This is a genomic window from Spiroplasma endosymbiont of Stenodema calcarata, from assembly GCF_964031205.1.
Classification (GTDB): domain Bacteria; phylum Bacillota_I; class Bacilli_A; order Mycoplasmatales; family Mycoplasmataceae; genus Spiroplasma.
This window is the reverse complement of the sequence record NZ_OZ035018.1, coordinates 946583-960893: the sequence shown is the minus strand read 5'-3', so window position 1 is coordinate 960893 and position 14311 is coordinate 946583. Positions and strand designations below refer to the sequence as shown.

The 14311-nt window shown below is 31.1% G+C and carries 14 protein-coding genes; 13 read left to right on the top strand and 1 reads right to left on the bottom strand.

The window, feature by feature from the left end; translation table 4 throughout:
• Positions 1-19 precede the first annotated feature (19 nt).
• From ftsZ to ACQH24_RS05105, 10 genes are all read left to right on the top strand, one after another.
• On the top strand, positions 20-1261 hold the full coding sequence (ftsZ, locus tag ACQH24_RS05150) for a cell division protein FtsZ (RefSeq protein ID WP_425379559.1): 1242 nt from the start codon (positions 20-22) through the stop codon (positions 1259-1261).
• 2 nt (positions 1262-1263) lie between these two features.
• Positions 1264-1686 carry a cell division protein SepF gene (locus ACQH24_RS05145; RefSeq protein WP_425379558.1) on the top strand — a complete coding sequence of 141 codons (423 nt, stop codon included), beginning with the start codon at positions 1264-1266 and terminating at the stop codon, positions 1684-1686.
• Positions 1679-2428, top strand: a complete 750-nt coding sequence (locus tag ACQH24_RS05140; protein ID WP_425379557.1) for a hypothetical protein — start codon at positions 1679-1681, stop codon at positions 2426-2428. The genes ACQH24_RS05145 and ACQH24_RS05140 overlap by 8 nt, the downstream gene beginning before the upstream one ends.
• Before the next feature lie 15 nt (positions 2429-2443).
• Entirely contained in the window at positions 2444-2848 is a 405-nt protein-coding gene (locus tag ACQH24_RS05135; protein WP_425379556.1) for a hypothetical protein, read from the top strand.
• A 239-nt stretch (positions 2849-3087) separates the two neighbouring features.
• The gene (ileS, locus tag ACQH24_RS05130; RefSeq protein WP_425379555.1) at positions 3088-5814 is read left to right on the top strand and encodes an isoleucine--tRNA ligase; all 2727 of its coding nucleotides are present in this window, start codon (positions 3088-3090) and stop codon (positions 5812-5814) included.
• 33 nt (positions 5815-5847) lie between these two features.
• The gene (gene lspA / locus ACQH24_RS05125) at positions 5848-6435 is read left to right on the top strand and encodes a signal peptidase II (protein WP_425379554.1); all 588 of its coding nucleotides are present in this window, start codon (positions 5848-5850) and stop codon (positions 6433-6435) included.
• On the top strand, positions 6428-7348 hold the full coding sequence (locus ACQH24_RS05120; RefSeq protein ID WP_425379553.1) for an RluA family pseudouridine synthase: 921 nt from the start codon (positions 6428-6430) through the stop codon (positions 7346-7348). Before lspA ends, ACQH24_RS05120 begins: the two co-directional genes overlap by 8 nt.
• Positions 7349-7354: 6 nt before the next feature.
• The gene (locus ACQH24_RS05115; RefSeq protein WP_425379552.1) at positions 7355-8734 is read left to right on the top strand and encodes a rhomboid family intramembrane serine protease; all 1380 of its coding nucleotides are present in this window, start codon (positions 7355-7357) and stop codon (positions 8732-8734) included.
• On the top strand, positions 8722-9219 hold the full coding sequence (locus ACQH24_RS05110; protein ID WP_425379551.1) for a deoxycytidylate deaminase: 498 nt from the start codon (positions 8722-8724) through the stop codon (positions 9217-9219). The genes ACQH24_RS05115 and ACQH24_RS05110 overlap by 13 nt, the downstream gene beginning before the upstream one ends.
• A gap of 44 nt (positions 9220-9263) precedes the next feature.
• Positions 9264-10484 carry a hypothetical protein gene (locus tag ACQH24_RS05105; RefSeq protein ID WP_425379550.1) on the top strand — a complete coding sequence of 407 codons (1221 nt, stop codon included), beginning with the start codon at positions 9264-9266 and terminating at the stop codon, positions 10482-10484.
• A gap of 13 nt (positions 10485-10497) precedes the next feature.
• Here ACQH24_RS05105 and rnhC read toward each other — a convergent pair whose 3' ends face one another.
• Positions 10498-11442, bottom strand: coding sequence for a ribonuclease HIII (gene rnhC / locus ACQH24_RS05100; RefSeq protein WP_425379549.1), 945 nt, complete (start codon positions 11440-11442; stop codon positions 10498-10500).
• Between the two features lie 47 nt (positions 11443-11489).
• Here rnhC and ACQH24_RS05095 point away from each other — a divergent pair, with 47 nt between their 5' ends.
• The 3 genes from ACQH24_RS05095 (at position 11490) to rpsB (ending at position 14292) form a co-directional block, all read left to right on the top strand.
• Entirely contained in the window at positions 11490-11831 is a 342-nt protein-coding gene (locus ACQH24_RS05095) for a 4'-phosphopantetheinyl transferase superfamily protein (protein WP_425379548.1), read from the top strand.
• A gap of 257 nt (positions 11832-12088) precedes the next feature.
• Positions 12089-12841, top strand: a complete 753-nt coding sequence (locus tag ACQH24_RS05090; RefSeq protein WP_425379547.1) for a hypothetical protein — start codon at positions 12089-12091, stop codon at positions 12839-12841.
• A 317-nt stretch (positions 12842-13158) separates the two neighbouring features.
• Positions 13159-14292 carry a 30S ribosomal protein S2 gene (rpsB, locus tag ACQH24_RS05085; protein WP_425379546.1) on the top strand — a complete coding sequence of 378 codons (1134 nt, stop codon included), beginning with the start codon at positions 13159-13161 and terminating at the stop codon, positions 14290-14292.
• The last annotated feature ends 19 nt before the right edge of the window (positions 14293-14311 follow it).

Genomic DNA, 14311 nt, shown 5'->3' with positions numbered 1-14311 from the left:
AAATGGAGGAATTAAGATTATGGACAATTTTGATAATTATGAACAAGTTGCGTCAATAAAGGTCATTGGAATTGGTGGAGCTGGAAATAATGCCGTTAATCGGATGATTGAAGCTGGCGTGCAAGGGGTCGAATTTATTGTTGCAAATACAGATGCACAAATTATTAGTGTTTCAAAATCAAAAAATAAGATTGTATTAGGAAAAGAAACATCAAAAGGACTTGGTGCTGGTGCTAACCCTGATGTTGGTCGCCAAGCAGCAATTGAATCAACGGAAGAAATCAAAGACGCCTTAAAAGGGGCTGATATGGTTTTTGTTGCCGCTGGAATGGGTGGTGGAACCGGAACTGGGGCCGCTCCAATTATTGCTAAGATTGCCAAAGAACAAGGGGCATTAACAGTTGGTATTATTACAACACCATTTTCTTTTGAAGGTCGTGCTCGTAACAGTTACGCAATTCAAGGTACGGAAGAATTACGCAAACATGTTGATTCATTAATTATTATTTCAAACGATCGCTTGTTAGAAGTGATTGGTGGTGTGCCATTAAAAGATTCTTTCAAAGAAGCGGATAATATTTTACGTCAGGGAGTACAAACAATTACTGATTTAATTGCGGTGCCATCCCTAATTAATTTAGACTTTGCTGATATTAAAACGGTAATGAAAAGTAAGGGGAATGCTTTATTTGGGATTGGAATTGGTTCCGGAAAAGATAAGGCAATTGAAGCTGCTAATAAGGCCATTATTTCACCATTACTTGAAGCTTCAATTCGTGGGGCAAAAGATGCAATTATTAATGTTACTGGTGGAAATACGTTAACACTAAATGATGCGAATGATGCGGTTGATATTGTTAAACAAGCAATTGGTGGCGAAGTTAACATTATTTTTGGGACGGCTGTTAACGAACACTTAGACGATGAAATGATTGTAACGGTTATTGCGACAGGATTTGATGAAGAGGAAAATTTCTTAAGCCCAAATAATAATAGTTATCGACCAACAATTGAAGAAAATCCCGAACCAAGTTTAAAATCAGGGACCCAACCAAATGAACAAAAAGATGATGAGGAGCAAGAAGTCGTCCTGAAACGCCCAAGTTATTTTAATACTTTAAAAGAAAATGCTGGTCGTGAGACAGCAAATGCAAATCGTCGAATTAATGCTTGGAAAGAGCGGGTTAGTGAAAATAATCCAGCAGTTGATAATGATGATGACGATGATGATTTGCCACCATTTGTACGTCGTAGTTGATAATAATGAGTATTTTTAAGAAAAAAACCAAAAGTATTTACGATTCGCAACCCCATATTGATTTTAATGATCCTGCTGTTGAACCAATTGTAAAAACTGAACATAATGCAGGCACTAACCCAAAAGCACCAACGGTTCCTTTCCAAAAAGTTACTTTTGATGCGCCAAAACCAGCGCAAACCGTTGTTCCTGAAGCAATTGCAGCAACGATCAGCACTGGTTTTGTTGCGGATAGTTATCATGATGCCCCTAAAATGGCGGATTTATTGTTAACTAAAAAGCAATTAGTAGTCCATTTAGAAAAATTGTCAAAAGAAGAACGGATTCGATTGTTAGATTTTATGTCAGGGGTAATGTATGCATTTGATGGTGATATACAAAAGTTAGAACATAAAACTTATCAATTTAGAATTGAAAAGAATGCTTAGTAAAAATCAATTATTGCAACATTATCAACAAGATTATGATTTAATTAATAAAAGTAAAGGTTGATGTGAACAAGCACATCAAGGGAAAATTGTTAACACAGATTTTCTTGATTTACGCCAGTTAGCAATTTTAACGGCCATTTTACGGCAGGCAAAGGTTACGGATTATCTAATTCATGAACCGTTTGTTAACGGTTTTCGTAAAACAGTCAGTTTTAATAGCACAAAAGATAATACCGTTGTGTTAGCAGCACCACAGCCAACGCCTGGGATGTTGCAACATCATGTTTTATTAGGTTTTATTTTAAATCAATTAAAAATTAGTTTAAATGTTATTGGAGATTTATATGTTACACCAACGATTATTTATTTAAGTGTTTTAACAAAAATCAGGCCTGTTTTTACAACAGCCCCAATACAAATTCAGAATCAAGTCATAATGTGACAAGAAACACCAAAACCGATTGTGATTAATTATCAATTTTCTATTTTTACTAAAATTGTAAAAAGTTTGCGCTTAGATGCTGTTGTTAGTGCCATTTGTCATTTTTCGCGGCAAAAAGGACAAGAATATGTTGAACAAGACAATGTTTATGTTAATTTTTCAGTGGTAAATAATAAGACTTTTCAAGTTGCTTGTGATATTATAATATCAATAAAGCGGTATGGGCGTTTTAAAATTGATGAAATTATCCTTAGCAAAAATCAGCATTATCGAATTACATTTGCAAAATTTGCATAAAAAGTAGGGGAAATTATGGCAGAACAAGACAGAGACTTACGAACAGTTATTCGTGAACAAAATGATATTATTGAAAAGTTAACATATGATAATCATCAATTACTCCAACGTTTGCAAGAACTCCAACATTTAGAACATATTTCACGTTATAACATTGAAAAATCACGTGAAGCTTTTGAAGTTGCAAGTCATAATGCGGGACGGATTATTATGAAAGCGGTTGATTTTTCGTATGCTTTTAAAGAAGAAATCGCGCTGCTCTTAGAAGAAATTGACCAACAGCGGCATAATCCCCAAAATGTTTTGAAAGTAATTGATGTCTTTTTAGAACGTAATAAACGAATTTATGCTTTTTCAATTAATGATGGCGAACGAATTACGGAAATGATTAAGAAAGAAATTATTAACAAAATTAAATAAATAGTGTAAGATTTATTTGTAAGAAAACAAACCACAATTATTTGGTCCTTTTATCGCAGCAAGATTAGGATGATGAGAGCTAATTATAAAAGTCAAATAATTATCACTTGTTTTTACAGTTAAATAAGAATTGTAAACAAAGGTAAATATTGGAAAAATATTTATAAAGTAAGATGGTACCGTGCTCTATGAGCGCTCTTATAGTCTTACTTTTTTTATGACAGAAAGGAATGATTTTGATGAATTACAAAGATACCTTATTAATACCAAATACGTTATTTGAAATGAAAGCAAACTTAACAGAAAAAGAACCGCAGATTCAATTAGAATGATTACGCACTAATGTTGTTGTTACGCGTTATCAACATAACAAAAAACAACAACCGTTTATTTTACATGATGGCCCCCCTTATGCAAATGGCGATTTGCATGTTGGCCATGCTTTAAATAAGATTTTAAAAGACTTCATTGTTCGTTATCACAACCAAAAAGGGGACTATAGTCCGTGAATTTGTGGTTGAGATACGCATGGTTTGCCAATTGAAACAGCCGTTGTTAAAAGTGGCATTGATCGAAAAACAACCCCGCCTGTTACATTTCGTCAAATTTGTCGAAAATATGCCTTAGAACAAATTGATAAACAAATTGTTCAATTTAGTCGTTTGGGTTTATTTACTGATTTTAGAAACCGCTATGTAACATTAGATTTAGAATATGAATTAGAACAGTTACGTTTGTTTCAAACAATGGTTCAAAAAGAATTAATTTATCGTCAGTTAAAACCAATTTATTGGTCACCATCAAGTGAATCGGCATTAGCTGAAGCAGAAATTGAATATGCCGAATTATCAGCGCCCTCAATTTATGTTACTTTTACCGTGGCAACAGGAAATAAGATAATTGCTCCGGGAACAAAGATTGTTATTTGAACAACAACACCATGAACAATTCCGATGAACCAATTATTAGCCGTCGGACCTGATATTGTTTATGTTGAAATCCTTGTCGAGGGGGTAAAGTACTTAGTTGCCAAAGCATTATTAGAACAATTACAAACTGTTATTGGATGAGAAGATGTGAAAATTTTACAGGAAGTAACAGGGCATAATTTAGTTGGAATTAGGGCGAAACATCCATTATATGATCGGGATAGCATTGTTGTCGTTGGGTCCCATGTTACAACCGAAGCTGGAACTGGAATTGTCCATACAGCCCCTGGGTTTGGAGAAGATGATTATTATCTTGGGCGGGCTAATAATGTTCCGATTTTTGCTCCATTAGATGATGAAGGAAAATACACGAGTGAAGTTGGTGATGAGCAGTTAACGAATGTTTTTTATGAAAATGCCAATAAAATGATTGGTGAACGATTAGCCCAAAATGACGCGTTATTAAAATTAAAATTTATTAAGCATAAGCATCCAATTGATTGGCGAACAAAAAAACCAGTTATTTATCGAGCAACAGCACAATGGTTTGTTTCAATTGAAAAAATTAAACCAACCTTGTTGACGGAAATTAAAAAAGCACAATGGAATCCACAATGAGCGGCGAAACGAATGGAAACAATGATTGAAAATCGTTATGATTGGTGTATTTCGCGCCAACGCTTATGGGGCGTACCAATTATTGCCTTTTATGATGAAAATAATGTTCCGCAATTTAGTTCAGAGTTAATTGATCATGTTATTAAATTATTTCAAACGGCAAAAACAACTGATATTTGGTTTGAATGAACAGCTGATGAATTATTACCACCAGCTTATCAAAATCGTCACTGACGAAAAGAACAAGATATTATGGATGTTTGGTTTGATAGTGGAGTTAGTAATTTGGCTGTTACCAAAACGCACCAGTTATCACATCCTGTTGCTGTTTATTTAGAAGGAATTGATCAATTCCGAGGGTGATTTAATTCATCCTTAATTACTTCCGTTGTGGCAACTGGTCATGCTCCGTATCAAATTGTTTTATCACATGGTTTTGCGAATGATGAAAAGGGGCGAAAAATGAGTAAGTCCTTAGGAAATGTTATTTCGCCATTAGCAATTACGACGGAATATGGGGCGGACATTTTACGAATGTGAGTTGCCGCAGTTGATTATCGTGATGATGTTAAAATTGGACCAGATATTTTAAAACAAATTGTCGAAGCGTACCGTAAAATTCGTAATACTTTACGTTTTCTCTTAGCAAATTTAACTGATTTTAATCCAACAACTGATCTTCGTGAAGATTTAGCGGAAGTTGACTGATATGTATTACATTTAGCCCAGGAATTCCAACAAAAAGTTAATCAAAGTTATGAAGAATTTAATTTTAGCAATGTCTATATGTTAATTAATAATTTTGTAACAACAACATTATCAAAGTTTTACTTAGATTTTACAAAAGATATTTTATATATTGAAGCAGCCCAAAACCCCCGCCGGCGTGCTGTTCAAACAACATTATATTATTTATATCGAATTTTAAGTGACATTTTAAAACCAATTATTCCCCATACGATTGAGGAAAGTCACAAATTTATTACATATCCGCACCAAACAAGTTCGGTGCATTTAGAGGAAAACTTTGTTTTTAATGTGCCAATTAATTTAGAGTTAGTTGCAAAGTGAGAACAAGTGTTAAAATTACGTGATGATGTTAATAAGGAATTAGAATCTCAACGTGATCAAAAAGCAATTAAGAAATCGTTAGCGTGTCAATTAACAATTGCCTTAAAACCACCGTATGCCAAATTAGCAACAATTGCTGATTTGCATCAAATCTTTATTGTTAGTGAAATTATCTTTACAACTGATCATACTAATTTAACTGAATATGAAACAAGTTATTTAGCTGCGCAGGAGAAAGTTGGCTTTAAATGCCAACGTTGTTGAATGATTTATGATGTCTTAAATGACGAAAATAATGAAATTTGTGATCGTTGTTTTAATGTTTTATTAGCAAAAAATGTGCGATAATAATACCAAATGAAAAAAGGAGCTATCGGAAAAATGAAAGAACGTACAAAGCAATTTTGATATGATGTTCGTGAACATTTCAAAAAGCGCAATTATATTTGAAAATTTAAACTGCAAGTTTGTTTACCAATTTTTATTGGTTTATTAATCTTAGATATTATTACAAAACAATTGGCTTTTCATTTATTATCACATGATGAGTATGCGCCACCTGTTACCTTTCTTGCTGCTTTTATTAATTTTCAATTTGCAATTAACAAAGGAATTGCTTTTGGAGCGAATGCCGATAATTTAGTTGGAACAATTATTGGTGCGGTGTTAATTACATGCTTAGCATTTATTGTTTTTTTATATATGAATCGGAAAACAGCAGCAATTGGTTTGATTATGATTACTTGTGGCGGTATTGGCAATTTAATTGACCGGACTTGAAACCAAGGTGGTGTTGTTGATTTTTTAGCATGAGTATGATTCCCCCCTTATAGTATTTTTAATTTATCTGATACGTGAGTAACGTCGGGAATTATCGTTTTAGTTCTTGCGATTATTATTGAAATTGGGTACTTTTATCGTGATCGTAGACGTAGCAATCGGGAAGAAAGTAATATGCACCATGAATAAAATCACTTTTATTGCATCGCAAACTGGTCGGATTGATAAAATCTTAGTGGCTTATTTTGCAACAACAGCGGTACCATTATCGCGAACGAAAATTCAAGAATTAATAACTGCTGAGAAAGTTCACATTAACAATCAAGTTGTGTCACCACATTATCATGTTCACGAAGGCAGTGAGATTGTTGTAATGTTAGCCCCGCCAGCCCCAACAAACTTAACACCAATGGCAATGCCCTTAACAATATTATATGAGGATGATGTTGTATTGGTCCTTGATAAACCAAATAATTTAGTCGTTCATCCGGCACCAGGACATCTGACAGATACCTTAGTTAATGCTCTAATTGCCCGGAGCAATGATTGGTCGACAGTTAGTGGTGAATTACGGCCAGGGATTGTCCATCGGATTGATCGGCAAACAACGGGAGCATTAATAATTGCTAAAAATGATGCGGTTCATCACCAATTACAACAACAAATTCAAACGAAACAATTACAGCGCCGCTATTTGGCTCTTGTCCATGGTAATATTACCGAGAAACGAGCAAAGATTGATGCGCCAATTGGTCGCGATTTACAGGATCGTAAAAAGATGGTTGTAACAGCAAAAAATTCTAAAAAAGCAGTCACTAATATTGTTGTAATTGAACGTTTTAATGATTATACTTATATAGAGTGTGAGTTAGAAACTGGTCGCACGCATCAAATTAGAGCCCATTTAAAGTATATTAATCATCCCATTCTCGGTGATCCATTATATGGTACCGCTGCTGATAAAAAAGAGTCATTTGGGCAATATTTACATGCATATCAGTTAACTTTTATACATCCAATAACAAAAGTTCCAATCACGGTATCAGCTGAATTACCATTGGAATTTGAGAATAAATTAAAAATATTACGTGCGAAAGGATAGGAAACAATGAGTTTTGATAAAGATAAGTTATCACTGGTAGATTATTTTCTTAAACAGGAAAAATACAATGTTTATAAAAATAAACCTCGGGATAATAATAATGTTTATTTATATAAAGTTGATAGTAAAGAATTTCAAGTAATTAAAATTATTGATGATTTTAGTGGGGAATTTAAAGATTATGTTAGTGTTGATGAAGTTGTAGAAGAATTAAAAACTTTTTTAAATAAAAAATTTCAACGTGTAAAACTTTCTATTTTGTCAATTATTTTAATTGAAAATCGTTCGCAAGTTTATAAAGAAGAAAATGGTGATGTTATTTTATTTGTTGATAAGCATAATTATCTTGATCGGTTAAGCAATTATTATCCAAAAATTACAATGTTAAAAGACAATAATACTGATGGTAATTCAATGAATGGGATGTCACCAGAGGAAATCTTAGATGATATTAAAGACCCAAACAGTAAATTAACAAAAAACTTAAAACAATTAAGTGATAAGCTAAATGTCAACAATTTAGGTGTTACTTGAGTATTAATTGCCTTATTATTAATCATTCCAATTGTCGGAATCTTTTTTGGGGCTCAAATTTTTAATACACAAGGATTAAATGCCAGTGCGACAGCATTAGTCTATGGGGGAATCACGCGGGATTTATTAATTTGAAGTAATCAATGATGACGTTTATGAACTTATATTCTATTTTCTAGTAACCCTTTATTAGTTGTTTTAAACTTATTTATGATTTTTAGTGTTGCACGATATGCCGAAGCTTTGCTTGGCCGATGACGATTAGGTATTATCTTAGTTGTTGGGGTACCATTAGCCGGTTTATTTTTAGCGGCAATATTACCAAATTGAATTTTTGGGGGCTCAACAATTTTATTAGCAATTTTATGAGGTAGTTTATTTAGTTATAATTATGGCAAAGATGATTTAGGGGCTATTATTGCTTCGCAAAGAACATTAGTTGTTATTGTATGATTATTAATCATGCCCTTATTTTTAGGATATTCATATTATTTAATTAATTTTGTTGGTTTTTTTGCCGGTAGTGCAATTGGTTACGGCTTAGAGTTTAATCGTTCTCACCGCGTAAATTGGACAATGTTATATCCTATGTTGGTTGTTATTACAATGATTGTTGTAATTGGAGTTACTTTATCATGAACACGTTATGTTCCGCCATATAATGGCCCTGTTATTGATGCCTTAATGAGTTATTGACGCGCTGGTTTAATGGACCGGGGCAGTATTGAAAATATGTTGAGTAAGTATTACTTTTATCCAAAAGATAATTGGCCAAATTTTTTGGTAAATAATAATCAAACAGTACAGGTAGGAATGACTCTATTTGAAATGAGTTATTTATGACATCGTTAACAGACAAAAAACGCTCAGATTATTTATCATGAGATGATTTTTTCTTAAGTGTGGCCCATGTCTGTGCGATGCGAAGTAAGGATCCCCATACCCAAGTTGGCAGTTGTGTTGTTAATCAACTTGGTCAAATTATTGCCACGGGTTATAATGGTTTACCGCGGGGATTAAATGATGATGATTTTCCTTGAGCACGGGATGGTGACTTATTAGAAACAAAATATCCGTATGTTGCGCATGCTGAATTAAACGCGATTTTAAGTGCTCGGACAAATTTAGAAAATTGTCGAATTTATACTACACTATTTCCTTGTGCCGAATGTGCCAAAATTATTATTCAAGCGGGAATTAAAGAAATTATTTATGATGATGATAAATATCTCGGGACTGATGATAACAAAGCAGCCAAGCGAATGTTTGAGCAAGCACAAATTATGTATCGTTCATTGCCCGTTATTAATGTGACAGTGAAACGCCATCTAAAATAAAATTATTTTTTTATTAAATTTTAATTAGAGAGGATGATTTTACAATGAAAAAATATTTTACTGATCGGAAATTGTTTGTTTATCGGATCATTGGGATTATGCTTATTTTTATTTTTTTAGTATGTGATTTTGTGTTGGTGTTAGAAACGAAAAGTGGAATTTATAGTGAACTGCCGACATATGGTGAGCGCTTAAGTCATTATTATTCTTATTTCACAACACAATCAAATTATCTTGTTTTTATGTATTTTATTTTTTATTTATTTCAAAAGAAATTTAAAAATACAAAACCTGATTTTATTATTCGTATTATGGTAACAGTTTATATTACGATGACAATGATTGTCTTTTGGACAGGATTATTTGTTCAAGGTGATTTAATGAAAAATATGAGTGTTTATGAATGAATTTCAACTTTTATTTTACACACTATTATGCCTTTGGTGATGATTTTAAGTTATATTATGACTGCTGGAGATATTTTTTATAAGTTTGAGTCGCATCATAAAGCTAATTATTGATTAATTTGTTTATATCCATTTTTATATTTACTTTGTATTTTAGTTCGTGGTTATATTCGTCACGTCGACAAGCAACCAAGTGATACTTTATTTCCATATTTCTTTTTAAATTTTTATACCACAAATGGTTTTTCAATGTTAGCGGTTGGTACAGTTTTAATCTTTACATTGTGTACTTCATTTCAATATTTTTATATTTGGATTAATAATTTATTTTATTTCCGTAAACAAATCAAGGTAAATAATATTACAAAAGTTGATCAAATTAAAATTTTGTTGAATATTAAACAATATCGCCAATTAGATCACAAGGGAAAAATTGCAATGATTTTAGCAATTGTAGTTGCTATTTTTAATATTGTTTTTTCAATTTTATATTATGTTTTACGGAATGTGTGGTCAAAAATTTTAAATTATTCTTACGAAAATAAAATTGTGTTAAAATTTACTATTATCATTATTGTTTTTAGTATAATTACTTTAATTTTTGTCATTTTAGGTTTAGCAAATTTTTATTGAGCCCGGATTGTTGTTGGCTTTTGTTCAATTGCCTTAATTTGTTTTAATTGAATTTGAATTGCTGGTCCAATCTTTGATATTACGATTGCCACATTATGTTTAAATAATCATAAGTATTCAAAAGCAGATTTAGACATTTATTTAGCAACACATAATAAAACAAATAAACTAAAATTAAAACCTTTTCCTGAGCAAATTCTGCTCTTGGATGAAGATGAAAAATAATCCTGAATCAGGATTATTTTGCTGTTAAGTTAAAATGTAGTTTTAAAAAATGCTGATAGTCATGTGGAGCACAGATTGTTTTGTATTTACGAGCTAAGGTTTTAACTTCTTCACTAGCACCTAGTGGAAAAGCAAGGTGATATTTTGTTTCAAGGTTTTTAACGGCTGTTAAGAAAGTAGCACGACTAAGAATCGCACTACAAGCGATGGCTAATGACTTTTCTTCACCTTTTGTAATAAAAATTAAATTATCTTTAATCACGGGATTTATTTTTTGTAAATATTCAAAATATTTTTTTTCATTGACAAATTGATCAATAAAAATTGTTTTATTAGTTAATTGATAAGTTGTTAATAATTGGACTAAGGCTTGATTGTGTCCTAAAGCTTTAATAACATGAGCGTTTTGATACTGTTCATATCATTGGTTATACTGCTTATTATCAATTACAATCGTAATACTTTGCACATAATTCTTAATAATTGGTGCTAATGTCATAATTTGTTGGCTTGTCATTTTTTTACTGTCTTTAATTGGAAGAGCACTTATTTTATCAAAAGTGCTCGGGGGCAGGTAAGTGGCAGTAACCACGAGCGGACCAAAAATATCGCCCACCCCAACTTCATCATTACCAATAACATCTTTTTGTAAGTAAACAGTTGATTGTGAAACATTAGTGGTTTCAAATGGGATGGGGGGCATTACAAAAAACTTAGCCGCTTCTTTATTAGCTTGATAACCTTGAAATAAAATACTATTTGTTTTATAAATCGTAATTGTAATACCATGCTTATTAAAGATTTTGCTTTTATTAAGGTCAGTATTATTAATTTCATAAGGTTGGTAAGTAGCAATAATTTCAGCAATAATTTTTGGATCAACTTTTTTAAAACTGACATTGTTCATATTATTGTCCTCATTATCTTCTTTCTTTAAATTATTATATCCTTTTTTCATTGATTTTGATAAAATATTACTAAGTTAAGAAAAGGAGTACTTTAATAATGATTAAAAATGTTGGGATTGATATTGTTCAAAACAAAAGAATTAAACCATCAGCAGCATTTAGCCAAAAATTATTAAGTGCAGTTGAACTAATAGAGTATGAAATGTTTTTTGATAAGAAACAACAACGACAGTTTTTAGCTGGCCGGTGAGCGGTGAAGGAAGCATTAATTAAAGCATTAGAAATAAAATTAATTTTAAATCAAGTTACCATTAAATTAAAAGATGATAATAAATTACATGTTGCGGGTATAACTTTAGAGGATAATGAAATTATTCATGTTTCACTTAGCCATGAACGAAATTATAGTGTTGGTTTTGCAATATTAGCAACATATTAGCAGTTGTTAGATTTTTTTTATTTTTTGATAAAAGTAGAGTATAATAAAAATGGATAAATTTATTTTGCACAAAAGGGGGTTTAAGAATGCCTTATTCATCTAAGAATGTTTTATTTAAGGATTATTTGGATAATTCATTTTTGCATGAATGAATTCTTAATAATAGATATACCTCCGATGGTGTTTTTAAATTCTTTTTGTGAATGTTTATTTTTGCGATTTTTTTCTTATTTACAATCCTTTCATCTTGAACTTTTTTGCACTATAAGAGTAAAAAAATCAGTCCTTCGCAGCGATTATTAAATTTTCTATTAATTATTGGTGGAATTAGTGTATTTTTCTTGAGTAGTATTATTTGAAATTTAGTCTTAGTTCCCGATTATTCGATTGATCCGAATTATTATGCGATTTTATTAACCGGATATTCATATGTCCAGTTAACGATTACTTTAGCAATGATTGTTAATAATCGCCGTTTAGTATCAATTCTATTATATGTTGTTTATGCTTCGCCGTTTGTTATTATTGGTCCGGTAATTTTAAATAATTTAAATAATATTAATGTTCGGTATGATAAGGAACTATTTCTTTTATTTACCTTCTTAGTAATATTAATTTTTGTTGTTATTTTACAATTATGCGGTTTTTTAACTCGCCAAGATGAAAAAAGTAATGTTATTCGTTTTGTAACAATTTTAGTTCTATTTAGTTTAGTTAATTCCACAAAATTATCACTGCCTTTTGTTTTGGATGATAATATTAAAATCCGTCAGTTACTATACCAAATTTGATCACTTGCAACTTTAATTGTAGATTTATTTGTCTGATTTATTTTAATCGTTTATCTTTGTCAGTTTTTTAATAATGATAATGATGAAATTTATCACGCGTATAATTTAACTTTAATTGAAGTTTTAATGTTACAGCGTCTTAATCATAATTTTTCATTAAATAATCCTTCAAAAGAAGAAATTAATCCCAATCATTGAAAATTAAAAATGTTAAATTAAAATTGTTTCTTATTTTGATTTACTTATTTGTTATTACAAAATTTATTAGATTTGAAAAACAAACAATTTTTATTTTAAATGATAATTTTTATAAAAAATGAACAGTCAAAATGCTTTTTATGAAAGATAAAAAGCATTTTTAATTGCTTGATTAAAATAAAATGTGTTATAATTTTAATGCTTGTATTCAATAAAAATAAATGGTATACAGTACACATTTATGGATTCATTTACCCAGTGCTATGTATTTTAATAAGATAGTGGTAAATGTTGGAAATAAATGGAGGTTTTAACGAAAAGGAGAATTTAATAGAAATATGGCAAAAGAATTAACAAGAGAAATGTTATGAGAATCTGGTGCGCAATTTGGGCATCAAACAAAAAGATGAAATCCGAAAATGAAACCATATATTTATGGGGAAAAAAATAAGATTCATATTATTGATTTACAACAAACATTATGACGATTAGAAGATGTTAAAAAATTAATGACTACAATTGCAATGCGAAAAGGAAAAGTTTTGTTTGTTGGAACAAAAAAACAAGCAAAATGAATTGTAAAAGATGCTGCTGAACGTTGTGAATCTTTTTATGTTAATCAACGTTGATTAGGTGGGACATTTACTAATTTAAAAACAATTCATTTACGAGTAAAACGATTATGAAATATTGAACGTCAAGAAAAAAATGGTGAATTAAAATTATTACCAAAAAAAGAACAAATGCTAATTAAAAAAGAAAAAGAAAAATTAGAAAAATTCTTGGGTGGAATTAAGGGAATGAAAGAATTACCACAAGCTTTATTTGTGGTTGATCCGAAAGAAGAACATATTGCTGTCCGCGAAGCTCGTAAATTACGAATTCCAGTTATTGCAATTTGTGATACTAATGTCGACCCTGATCCAATTGACTATGTTATTCCAGCTAATGATGATACTTCGCGTTCAATTGCAATTATTACCCATCATATTGCGGATTTATATGGGGATGCAATGGGTCTGAAAATGCCTGAACCACAATTTAAACCAAATGAATTTGTTCGCCGTGAAGGTGATGAAAATCGGGGACCCCGTGGTGGCCAATATGACAATCGTCGTACATTTTATCGCAACGGTCCACCAAGAGAACACCGTCAAGAGGGAACATCATCAAACTCAGGTGCTCCTAATCAAACATTTGAGAAAAGAGTAACACCAAGAACAACGGTTGTTGACCAATCGCAAGGAGAAAAAACACCTGCAGTTGCACCAACAGCAAAAGTACCAAGTTTTGATTTAAATACAATTAAAGTTGTTGATAATGATATTGAAAAATCATTAACAAAATTAAAAGTTGATGAATTAGAAATTTTAGGAAATCTTTTTGATTTACCAAAAGCAAAAAAATCAGAAATGATTAATGCTTTAGATCAACACTTAACAATTGTTGATAGCAAAATAGTAAAAAAATAGGAAAACTTGAATTGTATTA